Raw genomic sequence first — 16,736 nt, 5'->3', positions numbered from 1 at the left:
CGAGGCTGTCGTCAGCTGGACGCTCGCTGAACGCGGTACGACAAACGGCTTCGGTACACGGCGGACCGAAGGGGTGCACCAACGGTACGGTTCGACGCTGGGCTTGATGTCGAACCTGATGGCCCGACGGTGACGCAAAAACTTGCCCGCGTGATGGGAAACCATTAACTTCGTTCATGACGGTCTCCCCGTCGGCTGCCACCGATCCAAGATTGGAAGGTCCACCGGTGACCAACGAATTCGGCGCGGTGATTTCGCAAACGGCTCCTCTGGAGAAGAAAATGCACCTTCGATCGATCGCCCGCGCTACGTCGTTTGTGATGACCATCGTCATCGCGACAACCTTGGCAATCCCCATTGGCCTGGCACAAACCGACACCGCTCAGGTCGCGCCGGTTGCGGAACATATCGAGACATGGAAGGGCACGCTGAACCTGGGTGCCAAACTGGAACTCGGACTGAAGGTCTATCGCCAGAACGACGGAACACTGTCCGCCAAATTGGACAGCTACACGCAAAATGCGTTGGGCATCCCGGTAGAGTTCTCGCGGGATGGTGACAAGTACAAGGTTTCCAACAAAGCGTTGGGGCTGGAGTACGAAGCACAGCGAAGCGCGGACAAGTCGATGTTGAAAGGAGTATTCAAGCAGGGTCCCGTCACCACGGATTTGGAATTCGAAAAGACGGACTTGAACTACGAAGTGAAGCAGAACCGGCCACAGACTCCGACGACTCCGTATCCATACGATTCATCTGATGTCACCTTTGAAAACAAGAAGCACGATCTTTCGCTCGCTGGCACGTTGACGATTCCACGTGGCGACGGTCCCTTTGCGGCCGCCATCTTGATCACTGGGTCAGGCCCTCAAAACCGTGATGAAGAATTGCTGGGGCATCGACCATTCCTGGTCATTGCCGACCATTTGACTCGTCAGGGTATCGCGGTATTGCGATTCGATGATCGCGGAGTTGGTGCGTCCACAGGCGACTTTTCAACAGCGACGTCCGAAGATTTCGCCGAAGACGTTCGCTCGGGCATGGATTTCCTGAAGCGTGACCCCAAGATCGATGCGGCCAAGATCGGCCTGATCGGCCACAGCGAGGGAGGACTGATTGCACCGATGGTCGCGGCCGGGCGAGATGACCTAGCGTTCATCGTTCTGTTGGCTGGGCCGGGGGTCGATGGTGCCAGAATCATTCAGACGCAACAGTCAGCAATGCTGCAGGCGGCTGGTGAATCGCCCGAAGCGGTGACCGCGAATCAACAACTGATCGCCGCGGTTCTGGACCTGATGAAGTCGGACGATGACGTCACCGCCACCGCAATCAATGCCGCTTGCAAATCCGTGGTTGAAGAGATCCAGGACGAAGATCTGCGAAAGAAGTTGGACGTCCCGCTCGGGGCGATGTTTAGCACACCATGGATGCAGTACTTCATTCGGTACGACCCGTCCACGAATTTGCAGCGTGTCCAATGTCCGGTTCTTGCCGTCAACGGAACGAAGGACATGCAGGTGCTAGCGGATCTGAATCTTGATGCAATCGAAGGGGCGCTGACGAAAGGTGGAAACCAAAACTTCAAAGTTGTGCGTCTGCCCAACCAGAATCACTTGTTCCAAGAAACCGACGGATCCGGCGCAACAGGAGACTATGCGACGATCGAGCAGACGTTTTCGCCCAAGACGCTGGCGGTGATCAGCGAATGGATCGCCCAAATGACGAAGTGACGCTGGGCAAGGGCCCGTACCTAAGCTTTAGTCTTGGCCATTTTCAGGACCAGTTGTTCCAACAGAAATCGGTCGCGTCCTTCGGCGCTGTGCGTCCCTTTCAATCGAAGGTCAGCATCCAACAACCAGGGCAACAATTGACGGGCCCGACCGCGGCCCAGACCGATCAACTGTTTCTTGGCTTGTTGGATCTCGCTGGGGCGACGGCAGCCGGCCGAGGCCAAGGCGTCTTCCAATTGAATGCGGCGTCCGGATCGTTCGCGTTGTTCGACGATCGCAGTGGCCATCCCCAAGCGGCGCAGTGACCACGCGATTTGCGGCAACAGGGCGATCGCGCGTTGGCCACCGCTAAGCAGTTTGTCCAGTTGGCGGATGGCTTCGGCCGCGTCGCCTGCTGCGATGGCGTCCGTGATTTGCCAAACGGTTTTCCCCTGCCAACCGGCGACAACGTCTCGCACCAACGCCTCGTCGATTTTCCCGCCAGGATCGATGTACAAGGCCAGCTTGGCGATCTCGGTATCCATCATCCCGATCTCGTCGCCCAGCATTTCGTGCAAAGCGTCGGCGGCCGTCTTGTCGATCTTTGTCTTGTAACGCTTGGCCACGTAACCGGTCAAGAACTTTCGACGGGTCGCCGCGGTCACGCCCGACTTGGCATCGGTCGTGTTCCCACAGGCGACCAACATCTGGTCCTTCAGGATCGCTTTGTAGATTTTCGTATTTGACGCCAAGGATTCCAGGTCCAGGATCAATCGCGAAGCCGACCCAGGTTTGGCCAAGTACTTCTCGATCTCGGGACGGTGATCGCTGACGAATTTGTCCGCATTGCGGACCATGATGGTACGTTTGCCACCGCCCATGTCGAACAGGGACGCAGTCGCCAAATCGTCTCGCAAATCCGACCACTTGGTCGTTTCACCATCGAACTGGGTCGCGTCGCCGCAGGCCGATAAAGCCAGCATCGACCAAGACCGAAGTGTCGCATCGGCACCAAAAACCGCCACCACATCGGGCACCGATGTGGGCGGATCGGGCAACATTTCGAAGGCGTGGATCAGCGTCATGGCCGCTAGGATACCAGAGCTGGAATTGCGACAGAATGACGGCTACCAGACGGAATCGCAGGAATCCGATCGCGGGTGGTCGGATCGAGCGAGAGGCGAAATCGGGGGCAAAGCGATGAGGGGCCCCCGAATTGCAGCCGGTTTGGGTGCTAGGTGGAGCGATGGGGGGGGAAGAAAAAGTTCGAGTTCGAGTTCGAGTTCGAGTTTAAGTTGGGTGGCTGAAGACGGATTCGACAATCCGAAATCGAACTTGAGAGCGATGGAGCCCCAACAGGGCGAACGATCACCAGCCCCCGCGGGATCTCGCGGCTACTTGAATGCCGCTTTGGGCTCGGCACCTGAGATCGATTGGAATCCGCGAATTCTCGCTCGCGGCGCCAATCCTTGGGCGTCGATGGGTCGGTCCAGGATAAAGGTTCCGACGTTCCCCGCTTTGTCCGTCGCATCGATCCGCAGATAGAATTGTCGAGGCAACTGTGGATCGGCTGGCCAAACGTAGTCGCCATCATTGGCCAGTCCGGCGGCGATGGTAGTCCAAGGACCATCCATGTTCGGACCAAAGGAAAGTGCGATCGGTCGCGCCATCAGGTTCGCATCGGAACACTCGTATTGGATTACCAAAGCGCCAATGCGATTGCCTTCACCGTAACGGGCGCCGGTCACACGAACCTCTGGTGCTTGATTGTCGACGACTACGACAATGTCGGGTGATTCACCGAACTGTGGCCGCGGGCTGGTCAGGCCATTGTTGCCGACGACAACGATTCGGTAACCGAAGACACCCGGTTCACGGGTTTCGATATCGAACGGGCTGGTCCGATCGGGGTCACTTCCCCACAACTTCCAAGTCTTTCCTTCGTCGACGCTGCCGTACAGTTCGATCCCTTTGACCCCCTGGCTACCCACAGCTTCTAATTCATAGGCCAAACTGAATCGCAACCCATCGCTGTAACGCACGGGGACCCCCGCGGCGATCGATGGAATCTCCGATGCAGAGGGTCGTTTGCTTTGATAGGCGGACGATTCGCCAGGGGTCAGCGGCGGCTTGGACGCAGCGGGTTCTTCGCGTTGCGGTGGCAACGCACTCTTTTCGCCCAACGGCCGCAGGGCTTCGGACAGAGTTCGCTGAGGCAACGGTTTGCGTTGGGACGGATCGTCCGAGTCATCGGGTTGTGGGCCGCTTTTGCCGAACAGTTCAGGCGAACCGGTGGGTGCGGGTACCGTTTCGGGAACCGCCGGATTTGCGGGAGCCGATAGATCAAAGCCGTTGGAAATTTGTTCGGGCGTCGATGGCGGTGGCAGCTTGCCACTGGATCGGTCCGGTTTTCCTGGGGGCGTGGGCAAGGCATAGATCGATGGCGCATCGATAGGAGCCGATGGCGCCAACGGGAATAGATCGGGTTGGCCGCTTGGCGCCGGAATTTCCGTCGGTGAACGCTGCACCGATGTGCGACCGGGCGATGCGTTACCGGATCCCGGCTCGGGACGTGTGTTGTTGGAAACCGCTGGTTCCGGCGCGAACAACCGATCGTACATGCTAGACGGTTCAGGCGGCGGAATGTATTCGGGCCCAGGTGCCTGCGGCATCGGTGTCGGTGCCGGTGCCGGCAAAACACCGGGGGGCGTACCAACCGGGAATGCAGCACCACGAAAACCGCCTAGACCGCTGCGACCGTTACGGTAGGACGGTGCCGGTGCATTGGAAGGAAATGGCGTATTCGCAGGAAACTGGCCAAGCGCGACCGCATGGTTGCTGGCATCGGGGTGTCGACGGGGCCGATCCAATGCGATCACGGGACCGGACGCCGTTTGGGCATCGGTCACATCAGACTCGCTGACACGAAACGGTGTTTGCCGCGCATCGATCCCGTTGCCAGGGCCCATCGCGTATCGATATTGGGGAACCGAGGCAACGCGTGGCAGTTGGACCAACCGGTTGGCGACGTTATGATTTCCGGCTTTATCGGTCACGATCAGCTGCAGCGACATTTGTCCCCAGGCAACCGAGGGCGTGAACCCGACGCGGCCATCGGCGGGTAGTCCGCTGATGTCAACGTCATGCCAAGTGCGAACCGTATCGGTGATGTAGCGAAGCTGCATCGATTTTAGAGGCGTCGCATCACGGATGATCAGCTGGACTTCAACGCGGCCATCCGCGTCGGCTTCGGCGACGACTTCGGCGTGCGGTTTGGACGTGTCGACGAATACTTTCAGTTGCGGTGACACCGCACTGGATAGTTGGGCCGAACCTTTCGGAGCGGTGGTCCGGGTGGCGAACCAGTACTCGCCGTCGCGGTCGGCCGTGAATTCGAACTGACGCGATTCGGTTGGATTGGGCTGTTTGGCTTGAATCAGTGTCCAGGGATCGGTGGGTCCACGGCTGACGAACAACTGGACCTCGATCGGTTGCGTACCGACCGCATCCACCGTGTAGGGGATATTGAAGGTCCGCGATCCCAAAACGTGGCTGTCTGGGCTGGGACCGACTGGATCCGACGTCGGATCGGTGACATCGGGTGCCACTGAATCCACGGTTGGCGATCCAAACACCTCGACAGCCGCGGCAGTGCCGATCAGCATGTCGGGTGTGGCCACCATGGATACCGGGCCACCCATGGCGGCCAGAACGGCAATCAGCTTCGCTTTGTTGGCGATTTGCATCTTGTCGTCCAAGCCCCTAGTAGGAAACACTGTGTCGGTTCACTGGGCTGTGCCAACCGGCGCAGCCACTCCCTCTCGGATTCGACGTTCCGGGCACTGGTTCTTGAAGAAAAACCTGCCTTGAAGAAATCCAACTCGTTTTTCGCGAAAATCTTCTCATTCGAAGAAACCCTATGACCGCCAACGTTTATCAATACGACGTCATCGTGATCGGAGCCGGTCATGCAGGCACCGAAGCGGCTGCGGCGGCCGCCCGACTGGGTGCCAAGACGGCGCTGTTGACGACGAACCTGGACACGGTTGGACAGATGTCGTGCAACCCTGCGATTGGCGGGGTGGCCAAGGGCCAGATCGTGCGCGAGGTTGACGCGCTGGGCGGTTTGATGGGCGAAGCGATCGACGCGACTGGAATCCAGTTCCGAATGCTGAACCGCCGCAAAGGTCCGGCCATGCACAGCCCGCGTGCGCAAGCCGATAAACGGGCCTACCAAAGCCACATCAAGATGCGGATCGAAACCCAAGACAACTTGGACCTGCGTCAAGAAACCGTCGAAGACCTGTTGACCGAAAACGTCGATGGCCGCGACCGAGTTGTCGGCGTGCAAGTCCGCGGGGACGCCCAGTACCGAGCCGCCGCCGTGGTGCTGACCACCGGCACGTTTCTGCAGGCGATCATGCATACCGGCAAAGCCCAGACCGCCGGCGGCAGAGGAGGGGAGGGCACCACGTCGGGAATCAGTGGTGCGTTGGCACGATTGGGATTCGAAGTGGATCGTTTCAAAACCGGTACCCCGCCGCGATTGAACGCACGTACGATCGACTATGCCAAACTCGAAGAACAGCCTGGCGACGATCAGCCACAAGCGTTTTCGTTTCTGACCGACAAGATCGTCGGCCAACAGATTCCGTGCCACATCACCTACACCAACGAAGCTGTTCACGACTTGATCCGCGCCAACCTGGATCGGGCTCCCATGTACAGCGGGCAGATCAGTACGCGTGGTCCGCGGTACTGTCCATCGATCGAAGACAAAGTGGTCCGGTTCGCCGACAAATCGCAGCATCAGCTGTTCCTGGAACCCGAGGGGCATCAGACCCAAGAAGTTTACGTCAACGGAATTTCGACCAGTTTGCCGCGAGATGTCCAGGACGAGATGTTCAAGCGAATTGCCGGCCTCGAAAACGCGTCGATCATGCGATACGGATACGCGGTCGAATACGATTTCTGTCCGCCGACTCAGCTGTGGCCTCACCTGGAATCCAAATCGGTCGACGGACTATTCTTTGCCGGCCAAATCAATGGCACCACCGGCTACGAAGAAGCCGCCGGCCAGGGGCTGATCGCCGGCGCCAACGCAGCCATGGTCGTGGCCGGAAAACCGACTTGGGTCCCCAGTCGCGATCAAGCCTACATCGGCGTGCTGGTCGATGATTTGGTCACCGCAGGAACCGACGAACCGTACCGCATGTTTACCAGCCGGGCCGAATACCGCTTGCTATTGCGGCAAGACAATTGCGACCGGCGGCTAACCCCCGACGCCGACCGATTGGGGCTGATCACGGCCCAACGTCGCGATCGTTTCGCAAGCAAGTTAGCGGAGATCGAACAGGCCAACACGATCCTGAAAGCGGCTCGGATCCAGAACACGCCTGGCGACGTGTACCTGAAACGTCCCGAGATCGACTGGGCGACGATGTGTGGATTGGTGCCCGAGTTGACGAAGGTCGATTCCTCGGCAGCCGAACAGGTGGTTTATGACGTGAAGTACGAGGGGTACATCAGCCGGCAAAAGATGGAAGTTGAAAAGCAACATCGTTTGGCCGGCAAACGGATCCCAACGTCCTTTGATTACGGCAAGATTTCCGCGCTGCGAAACGAAGCTCGCGAAAAGCTGTCCAAGATCCGTCCCCTGTCGCTCGATCAAGCGAAACGAATCAGTGGCATCACACCGGCCGACATCGCGTTGGTGATGGCGCACTTGGATCATTGATCGATCGGGATCACGGATACCTGCCCGAAATCGCCAATCAGCGCACTGTCCCAGCACCGCATTCCCCTGGCGGTACAGACGTGTCCCCCCATCAATACTGCTGCTGCGGCAACCAAACTACCATTCCGATCCTGTGGTAATCTCGGCAAAAACTTTGGTCGAGATCCCTGTCTTTGCGATAACTTCAATCGTATTGGGAACTTACGGCGATAGAATCGATCTTGACCCGCTGGGCTGAATCGATAGAATTCGGCGATGAGGCAAGCTTGGCAAGGCAGAGAGGCTCGGAGCTTCTTGTCGCCTGCGTTCTTCACGCAATTTATCACCTCCCGCTAAACCAAGCGGGTAAGTGGTAGTGCGGTAGGAACGGCAAGTGTGCTAGATGAGGGCTTACGGTGAATGGCCGGCCAGGCGAATACGCAGTGGATGCGTGGGCTGGGCAGGTCGGACGGGAACCAATCGATGGTCCCAACCGCACCGATTGTCCGCTTCGGTAAGAAAGCGTTTTGAAGGTTAGGCGAAATTGGTTCGCCATGCTTCACTGGGCCGCAGCACCGAAGCCAAGATTCACTCTGGAAAACGGCTAGTCATGCAGGGAGGATGGTTTCTGCCATGACCACTAAAACGGTCTTCACGACAGGCGAAGCAGCCAAGATTTGTAAAGTCAGTCAGCAGACGATCATTCGTTGTTTCGACAACGGATCGTTGAAGGGCTTTCGTGTCCCCGGAAGTAAATTTCGGCGGATTCCTCGTGAACAGCTTTATCTGTTCATGAAAGACAACGGCATCCCTACGGATGCGTTGGAAAACGGTAAAAAGAAACTGTTGATCGTTGACGATGACCAGGATTTGGTCGACTTGATGAAAGACGGTTTCGATCGCGATGGGCGGTTCGAAATTCGCACGGCTAATAACGGCTTTGATGCCGGTATGGGCGTGAAAGAGTTTCGTCCGGACCTAGTTGTCTTGGACGTCATGCTTCCCGATATCAACGGAAAAGAAGTATGCCAACGAGTGCGCAACGACCCATCGATGGACATGGTCAAGATCCTGTGCATCTCGGGGATGGTTGAACACAGCAAGGTGGACGCATTGAAGGCGGCAGGTGCCAATGACTTCATGCAAAAACCGTTTTCAATCGACGACTTGGTTTCCCGTGCCTGCGATCTGCTAGAAATTGATCGAGGCGTGGTCAACTGACATTCGCCGGAAAGTCGACGCGATCCAATGATCGCGCGGACTTGATCAACCGCGTGGAAAATCGCCCAATCACCGTGCCGACCGCTTCCAGCAATATTGATAGGACGATCCCGATGGGGTTGCTGCCCTGTTTGCGACGCGGCTCGGACCGTTGGTGGTTACCGCGCAGTGCCGAAGCGACCGATGTGATCGGTCGTGTTCTGTTGCGTGGTCATCATGTCGATGCGAAACTGCGCAGTGATCTTGCACATACCATCGCAGCGGACCCACCGCTGTTGATTTTTGCGGCGTTGGGATGGCCCGAGGAAAGTGCCGACCCCGCTGATTTGGCCGACTGGCTGATCCAGAATGCGTCGGGACGTTTTGCCAGCGGTGATGCGTTCATCGGTGCGCAAGCGGTCACCGCCGATACCCAGGCGCAATGGCACAAGCTGCGCAGCCATTTCCGCACGCTGCCGATCGACCGCTGGATGGACGATGCGGCGACCTGGCTGGAAGTGGCCGGTCCCAAAGTATCGTCCGCCTGGCAACAACAGTGGCCACAAATCACCGCCCCATCCAACGGCGCGGTTCCCGCCGATTCGACCGCATCGGATGACATGCTGGCTCAGCTAGCTCGGATGGTGCAACGAACCGAAACGCTGGAAGGCGCCTTCGATCGGGTGCTGCATAAGAGCAAATTGGGGGCGATCAAACAGCTTGCCTACGGGCTTAGCCACGAGATCAATAATCCGCTGGCCAATATTTCGACGCGAGCCCAACAATTGCAGCGAGGCGAAAGCGATCCGGCGCGGGTCGCGACCCTGCAGCGAATCGTCGACCAAGTTTATCGTGCACACGAAATGATTTCGGACCTGATGTTCTACGCCAACCCGCCAGCGGCCATCCGGTCGCGATGCGAGGTCAACGGCGTGTTGCACCGAGTCGCAGAATCGTTCCGCAGCGAAACCGACCGGCAATCCATCCGGTTGGAAGTCGTCACACCCGACGAACCGACAGCGGCGATCCTGGACGAAAACATGATCGCGGAAGCCGTGGGAGTACTGATACGCAACGCGATCGATGCGGTTGGATGCCAAGGAACGATTGTTGTGTCGTTGGTCCGTGAGTCCGGCCAAATCATGATCCATGTTGCCGACAGCGGCCCCGGCGTATCCGAAAACGCTCGCCAACATGCCTTCGATCCCTATTTCAGCGGCCGAGAAGCTGGCCGCGGTTTGGGACTGGGACTGTGCCGCGCGTACCGCGTGGCCCGTTTGCACCTTGGTGATGTCACCCTGGCCGGCGGCCCGATCGGATGCGTCGCAACGATCTCGCTGAACGACTTCTCCGGCGGTTCGTAGTCAGCACTACGGCTGGGTCATCGGCATCTTGGTTCCAAAGATCTCTTGGAAAAAAGCTTCCATCGCTAACCAGGATCGGTGATCGGCCTGTTCGTTGTAGGCCGCTCCCTTGGAGTTATCGTTGCCTGCCATCGGCTGGGTGAACGAGTGGACGGCGCCGGCGTAGACATTCATTTGCCAATCCACGTGAGCCGCGTTGAGTTCCGCGATGAAGGCTTCGATGTCGGCTTTGGGCACGAACGGATCGTCGGCACCGTGGCAGACCAAGATTTTCGCGGCGATTTGCTTGCCGTCATCGGGGCTGGGGGAATCCAGGCCGCCATGGAAGCTGACCACGCCGGCGACTTCGGCACCGCTGCGAGCAAGTTCCAGTACGCCGGTGCCGCCAAAGCAATATCCGATCGCGGCGATTCGCTTCGCATCGACTCCGTCACGGGCACGCAGTTGGTCGAGGCCCAGGTTCAAACGTCGGCGATAGAGATCGCGATCCGCTTTGTAGACGCCCGCCAATTTGCCAGCTTCGCCCGGGTTGACCGGACGCACGCCTTGCCCGTAGATATCCAACGCGAATGCGACCAAGCCAAGATCGGCCAGTTGCCGGCAGCGACCTTTCTCGTAATCGGTCAGTCCCATCCATTGGTGCGAAATCAGCACGCCGGGAGCACCGCCTTGGACCTTTTCGGGGTCCCAGGCAACGAAGCCTTCCAGAGTCACATCGCCGTCATGATAGACGACTGTTTCGGTTTGAATTTCGGCCATGGCAGTCCCCGAGCCGGTGACGCACGCAGCGGCCATCACTAGAAAAAATGCACCAAGAGTTCGAATCATGTTTTGTCTCGCGAGAATTCAACAGCAGGAAAGTTGGCGAATCGATGGGAATGCCAAGCACAGCATTCGACGCCCCCATTGGAACGCGCCGCTTTCATGATCGGCAAGGTCTGCCAGGCCGACGGCGGGAACGAAAATCCGAGTCAGGCGTCTGGCAGAATCGGATGATTTTAGCGATCAGGTCGTCTGCGACTTGGCCCGCTGGTCGATTCGGGCTCGATGCCCGATAATTTGGACTACGACTCACTGAAACCACTCTCTGGCATCCCCCCAATATGCTCGATTCCGCATTGGAAATCCTGCGTCTGCAGAACGATGGCGAAGCGACGGCCGTCGAGATCGCCAGCGCTGCGTTGGACGCGATCGAAGCTTCGCAGCCGACAATCAACGCATTTACCCATGTTGATCGCGAGGTGGCCTTGGCTGCAGCGGCCGTCGTCGACGCAAAACGCGCCGCCGGTGGAAAACTGGGACCGCTGGCTGGCGTCCCCGTGGCGGTCAAGGACGTGCTGTGCACCCACGACATGCCAACGACCTGTTCGTCCAAGATGCTGAAAGATTTCCGGCCTCCCTACGACGCCGGAGTGGTCGAGCGACTGCGAAATTCCGATGCAGTGATCATCGGCAAAACGAACATGGACGAATTCGCGATGGGCGCCAGCACTGAAAACAGTGCTTTTGGCGTCACGCGAAACCCCTGGAACACCGACCGAATTCCCGGCGGCAGCAGTGGCGGCGCGGCCGCCTGTGTCGCCGCGGGAACCGTCCCGTTGTCGCTGGGCACGGACACCGGCGGATCGATTCGCCAACCCGCCGCTATGTGTGGCGTGACCGGTTTGAAGCCCACCTATGGTCGCGTCAGCCGGTATGGGTTGATCGCTTTTGCCAGCAGCCTAGACCAAGTCGGCCCGATCGCATGGTCGGTTCCCGATGTGGCGTTGCTGCTGCAAACCATCGCAGGCTTCGATCGCCGTGATTCGACGTCGTTGAACCTGAATATTTCACGGTACAGTGACGGTTTGGAATCGGCAGATTTGACGGGGATGCGAATCGGCTTGCTGCGTGAATCGATGGATCGCGATGGCGTCGACGAATCCGTCCGCCAAGCAACGCTGACCGCGGCCGATGTATTTCGATCGCTAGGTGCCGAGATCGTCGAAATCGATCTGCCACACAATGATTACTGGGTACCGACCTACTACGTGATCGCGCCCAGCGAAGCCAGCAGCAACCTGTCGCGATACGACGGCGCCCATTACGGACACCGTGCCAGCGACATCAGCGGCGATGATGAACTGGGTCCCTTGGTGACCACCTACTGTCGCAGTCGAGCGGAAGGTTTTGGTGATGAAGTCAAACGCCGGATCATGGTCGGAACCTATGCGCTAAGCGAAGGGTATGCCGACCAGTATTACAGCCAGGCATTGAAGGTCCGGCGACTGATCAAAGGTGATTACGACACCGCGTTCGGGCAAGTCGATTTGCTGTTGGGCCCAGTCACCCCGACGCCTGCTTTTCCGTTGGGCGAAAAGGTCGACGACCCGATCCAAATGTACCTCTGTGACTTGTTTACCGTGGGCGCTAACTTGGCTGGCGTTCCGGCGATCTCGCTGCCGGCGGGATTGGATGCGTCCGGGTTGCCGGTCGCCGTTCAACTGCAAGCACCGGTGTTGGAAGAATCACGACTACTGATGGCCGGGGCAGCCTTCCAAACGGCCACCGACCACCACCAGCGGCGACCATCGGCCACCCGCCACTAACGCACGACACCGTCACTGGCAATCATCCACCCAACCGCTTTCTACCACCGAACCCAACATGACGCTTTCCAACGGCTATCCCACGACGACGGTGATCGGGCTGGAAGTCCACGTCCAGTTGAAGACCGAAACCAAACTGTTTTGCGGATGCAGCACCACCTTTGGCGCCGCCCCCAACACTCAGGTCTGCCCGGTCTGCCTGGGATTGCCGGGTGCTTTGCCGGTGATGAACGACGCGGCGATCGAGCTGTCGATCCGCGCGGGGCTAGCAATCGATTGCTCGATCCCACCGATGACCAAGTGGGACCGCAAACAATATTTCTATCCGGACCTCCCCAAGGGATATCAGATCAGCCAGTTCGACTTGCCGATCTGTGCCGATGGATTCCTGGAAATTCCTGACCCGGCCAACCCGGAAAAAACCCGTCACATCGGCATCATCCGCGCTCACTTAGAAGAAGACGCGGGCAAGAGCATGCATGACGAAGCGGCCGGACGCGGTGACACGCGGATCGACCTGAACCGTTGTGGCACGCCGCTACTGGAAATCGTCAGCCAGCCCGATTTGCGTTCCAGCGCCGAAGCCAAGGCTTATTTGCAAGAACTGAAACTGCGGATGACTCACCTGGGCATCTCGGACTGTGAAATGCAGGAAGGCAGTTTGCGAGTCGACGCGAACGTGAACTTGCATATCGAAGTTGATGGCAAAAAGATCGCCACGCCAATCGTCGAAGTCAAAAACATGAACTCGTTCCGCGCCGTCGAGCGTGCGATCGAACACGAAGTGGACCGACAATACGATTTGTGGGAAGACACAGGCAAGACGATCGAAGACGAAACCAAGACGACTCGCGGCTGGGACGACGGCGCGGGCAAGACATTCCTGCAACGCGAAAAAGAAGAATCGGCCGATTACCGTTACTTCCCCGATCCCGACTTGCTGCCGATCCGTTTGCCAGCCGATCGAATCGAAGCGGCTCGTGCCAGCCTGGGCGAATTGCCAGCGGCGCTGCGAGTTCGCTTGGAAAACCAATACGGAATCAAACCCTACGATGCCGACGTGATCGTCAATCAAGGTCCTGCCTTGATCGCATACTTTGAAACCGCCGGAACCAAGTCGGGCGACGGGAAACGCACCAGTTCGTGGATCCAACAGGATGTGATGCGAACGATCAAGGACCGCGAAATCGATATCGACCAGTTCCCGGTGTCGGCCGACGAATTGGGCGAACTGCTGCGACGGGTTTCCAAAGGCGAAATTGACAACACTCGCGCCCGTGACGTTTTCGCCCACATGATCGAACATCAGGTGACAGTCGAAGCGGCTATCACGGCATTGGGGATCGAATCGGTCGATGACAACGAACTTGAATCACTTTGCAAAGAATTGCTTGATGCCAACCCGCAAGTCGTCGAAGACTTTAAGGGCGGCAAGCAACAAGCCGTTGGATCCCTGATCGGCCAAGCCAAGAAAAGAAACCCCAATGCGAACCCACAAGTGGTTCGCGAAACGTTGATCAAATTACTGCAAGCGATGTAAGCACGCTATGAACGACGCCGCACGAAACCGCGACTACGGGTTCATCGCGATCGTGATGTTCGTCGTCGCGATTTCGATCTGGTTAGTGCTGATGCCGTGGGTCCCCGCGATCGCGTCGGCCACCATGCATCGGTTTCATCTCCGATCCTCGTCGTTCGCCTGCTGGGTGACCCAGTTTCCGATCCCGACGATGTACAACTTCGCCAACCAAGTCGAAGTGACCAACATTCCGCCGGGCTTCGTCGACCCGATCTTAGAAAATCCGCTTGGTGAGATCAGCCCTGCCACCTCCGGATCGCGGCGCTACATCAACCACTTTCCGTTTCGCATCATCACCTTCGTAAGCTCGCGCTATCGAAATCTGAAAGACGGGACCGACCGCTGGTTCACTTTGAATTCGTCCTACCGTGGCCAATCCATCCAGACTCGCATTCATGCCGATCCGGACGGTGATCACAAGGGCGGCTACGTGATTGTCCGATTGCCAGATCAGGCGGCGCGATGACGGACGCAATCCCTGAACCACCGCCGCTGACGTTCGATCGCGTTGTACTGGCTCACCGCGTCGTGCAGCTAGGCATGCTGGCGGGCCTGCTATGGAAGATCAGCTATTTTGTCGCTGCCATGGAAGTGTACCGGCGGATTCCGCTGCGCGATGACTTCTTTCCTGATGCGATGCAGTCCACCAATGTCCTGATCGCTGCGTTCATGGCCACGTGCGCGGCAATCGTTTTGAACATCGTGACAGCCAGTCGCCCGCTACAACTCGTGTGCGGCGCGGTGACGCTTCTGGGCAGCACGGTTCTGTGCATCCATCAGGGCAGCTACAACGACATGACGTTTGTCACCACTTGGTGGACCGCGCTTTGGTCGCTGTGGTACATCGCGGGGATGACCTCCACCGATGCCGATGCGTTTTTGCGTCGCGCCGCATTCTTATCGCGGCTGATCTTGTCGATGATCCTGCTGGGCGGTGCGGCGGGCAAATGGACCGGCGAATACTGGTCGGGGGAAGTGTTCTTTGACATCTATTTCCGCAACCGCGACTTCTGGCTGTTCAATTTGCTACGCGACAACCTGACGGCGGAAACACTCCGCGAGGTCGCGACCTGGTACAGCCGAAAAGTGATCATCGTCGAAACGGTCGCAGGACTCGGATTATGGATGTTGCCAGCCCGCTGGGCAGCCGCCGTGGGCATCGTGCTGCTATCGTCGATCGCGTTGCTGTCCAACTTCCTGCTGTTTTCGGTACTGATGTGCTTGATCGGATTGGCATCCGTCGGATTCTTCGCCAAGCCGTCCAAGCCAACGGGTCCGAAACGACAAACCGCGTGATACAGCGGACTGCTATCCGCGTCGTTGGATCGGGTAGGCCCGGCGGAACGATTCGACGGTCACCGCCAGCAAAGTAGGCCGGATCAAGAAGCGGAGCGACGCCGATCCTGCAACGGGACCCGCTTTTTGATTCTGAAACGGGGAAGCGGCGGGACAAACGACCAACAATCGAACTTGACGTTTTCGGCGGATTCTGGCATCACGCGTATTGCTGCGAGTTCCCTCGACTATCTTCCGAAAGGCGTGTTTCGTGATTGTGCAAACGTATCAGGGCCAGTGCGTCACGTTTCCTCCTGCCGTCATCTGCCATCCGACCCAGAATGCTGGGCTACCAAATTACGACAGCAACCAGAATCCCGAATATCGACTGCAGCTGTTCAACGAAGTCGATGTTCACGGCCGAGGGCCGATCCTGGACCAGAACGGTCGCGCGCTGGCGGAAGCATTCGTCAACGAGCAGCACAAGCAACAGTGGGAAAATAAAGGCGGACCGTTACGGCTATCGATCGAACGCGTCTTTCAACGTACCGAACGATTGGACGAGCGCAGCATCTGGTTCGTGGACAATTGGAGCGCCGGGTATTTCCACTGGATGTGCGATGCGTTGCCCCGACTGGAACTGGCGCTGCGTTTGTACCAGGCGGACGAACTGACAGTCGTTTTGCCACACAAGTTTGGGCGATACCCGTATTTCCTAGAAAGCCTGAGTGTCTTTGGGTTGCGAGACATCCGTCTGCTTCGTCGATTCCAGCGATTGCGTTGCAGAGAACTGGTGGTCCCCGGCCATGTCGCCCGAACCGGACATCACGATCCGCAAATCATGGACGCGATGCGACAACGATTTCGTTCCGCCTTCGGTGATTCGTCCGTGACGACGGGGAAACGAATCTACATTTCACGTCGTGACGCGGGCCGACGAAAAGTGGTCAACGAGTCGGAATTCATGCACGTTCTGGAACGTCACGGATTCGAGGTGATGGTGGCGGGCCAGATGAGTTGGGCCGATCAAGTACGTACAGCGATGAACGCTGAGTACATGATTTCCAACCACGGCGCGGGGTTGTCCAACATGATGATGATGCAGCCCAGCAGCAGCGTGATGGAAATCCACACCGATGGCAAACCGATCAACGGCTGCTACCACAACTTGGCGGGCGCTGCCGACATCCACTACTACTACATGTTCGCGAAACCCGAAAACGCGGCGCAGTCGATGCACAGCGGGAACGTGATCGTGGACCCATCATTGCTTGACAGCGCCATCTCCCGGATGGTCTCCGCCTAATC

General features: G+C 58.1%; 12 protein-coding genes. 9 read left to right on the top strand and 3 right to left on the bottom strand.

The features are described from left to right. The first annotated feature begins 227 nt into the window (after positions 1 to 227). The gene (locus K227x_RS04510; protein WP_218933773.1) at positions 228 to 1,727 is read left to right on the top strand and encodes an alpha/beta hydrolase family protein; all 1,500 of its coding nucleotides are present in this window, start codon (positions 228 to 230) and stop codon (positions 1,725 to 1,727) included. A gap of 20 nt (positions 1,728 to 1,747) precedes the next feature. Here the strand turns inward: K227x_RS04510 and holA are convergent, their stop codons facing one another. Together holA and K227x_RS04500 are read right to left on the bottom strand one after the other, a co-directional pair. Continuing rightward, positions 1,748 to 2,791, bottom strand: a complete 1,044-nt coding sequence (holA, locus tag K227x_RS04505) for a DNA polymerase III subunit delta (protein ID WP_145168293.1) — start codon at positions 2,789 to 2,791, stop codon at positions 1,748 to 1,750. A gap of 309 nt (positions 2,792 to 3,100) precedes the next feature. After that, on the bottom strand, positions 3,101 to 5,452 hold the full coding sequence (locus K227x_RS04500) for a hypothetical protein (RefSeq protein ID WP_145168291.1): 2,352 nt from the start codon (positions 5,450 to 5,452) through the stop codon (positions 3,101 to 3,103). Positions 5,453 to 5,625: 173 nt separating this feature from the next. Between K227x_RS04500 and mnmG the strand changes: the two genes are divergently transcribed. The 3 genes from mnmG to K227x_RS04485 all read left to right on the top strand — a co-directional run bounded on the left by mnmG (position 5,626) and on the right by K227x_RS04485 (position 9,986). After that, positions 5,626 to 7,443, top strand: coding sequence for a tRNA uridine-5-carboxymethylaminomethyl(34) synthesis enzyme MnmG (mnmG, locus tag K227x_RS04495; RefSeq protein ID WP_145168289.1), 1,818 nt, complete (start codon positions 5,626 to 5,628; stop codon positions 7,441 to 7,443). 612 nt (positions 7,444 to 8,055) lie between these two features. Beyond that, positions 8,056 to 8,643, top strand: coding sequence for a response regulator (locus K227x_RS04490; RefSeq protein ID WP_218933772.1), 588 nt, complete (start codon positions 8,056 to 8,058; stop codon positions 8,641 to 8,643). Between the two features lie 113 nt (positions 8,644 to 8,756). Next, the gene (locus K227x_RS04485; RefSeq protein WP_218933771.1) at positions 8,757 to 9,986 is read left to right on the top strand and encodes a sensor histidine kinase; all 1,230 of its coding nucleotides are present in this window, start codon (positions 8,757 to 8,759) and stop codon (positions 9,984 to 9,986) included. Between the two features lie 6 nt (positions 9,987 to 9,992). Here K227x_RS04485 and K227x_RS04480 read toward each other — a convergent pair whose 3' ends face one another. After that, entirely contained in the window at positions 9,993 to 10,814 is an 822-nt protein-coding gene (locus K227x_RS04480) for a dienelactone hydrolase family protein (RefSeq protein ID WP_145168283.1), read from the bottom strand. Between the two features lie 275 nt (positions 10,815 to 11,089). On the opposite strand from K227x_RS04480, the gene gatA reads away from it, so the two are divergent. From gatA to K227x_RS04455, 5 genes are all read left to right on the top strand, one after another. Further along, positions 11,090 to 12,574 carry an Asp-tRNA(Asn)/Glu-tRNA(Gln) amidotransferase subunit GatA gene (gatA, locus tag K227x_RS04475; protein ID WP_145168281.1) on the top strand — a complete coding sequence of 495 codons (1,485 nt, stop codon included), beginning with the start codon at positions 11,090 to 11,092 and terminating at the stop codon, positions 12,572 to 12,574. A gap of 58 nt (positions 12,575 to 12,632) precedes the next feature. Continuing rightward, positions 12,633 to 14,114: an Asp-tRNA(Asn)/Glu-tRNA(Gln) amidotransferase subunit GatB gene (gatB, locus tag K227x_RS04470; RefSeq protein ID WP_145168278.1), complete on the top strand. Its 1,482-nt coding sequence runs from the start codon at positions 12,633 to 12,635 to the stop codon at positions 14,112 to 14,114. A 7-nt stretch (positions 14,115 to 14,121) separates the two neighbouring features. Next, positions 14,122 to 14,619 carry a hypothetical protein gene (locus tag K227x_RS04465; protein WP_145168276.1) on the top strand — a complete coding sequence of 166 codons (498 nt, stop codon included), beginning with the start codon at positions 14,122 to 14,124 and terminating at the stop codon, positions 14,617 to 14,619. Then, positions 14,616 to 15,449, top strand: a complete 834-nt coding sequence (locus tag K227x_RS04460) for a hypothetical protein (RefSeq protein WP_145168274.1) — start codon at positions 14,616 to 14,618, stop codon at positions 15,447 to 15,449. Before K227x_RS04465 ends, K227x_RS04460 begins: the two co-directional genes overlap by 4 nt. A gap of 250 nt (positions 15,450 to 15,699) precedes the next feature. Beyond that, positions 15,700 to 16,734, top strand: coding sequence for a glycosyltransferase family 61 protein (locus tag K227x_RS04455; protein WP_145168272.1), 1,035 nt, complete (start codon positions 15,700 to 15,702; stop codon positions 16,732 to 16,734). The last annotated feature ends 2 nt before the right edge of the window (positions 16,735 to 16,736 follow it).

This window comes from Rubripirellula lacrimiformis (genome assembly GCF_007741535.1).
Lineage (GTDB): Bacteria > Planctomycetota > Planctomycetia > Pirellulales > Pirellulaceae > Rubripirellula > Rubripirellula lacrimiformis.
This window is presented reverse-complemented; position numbering and strand designations above follow the sequence as displayed.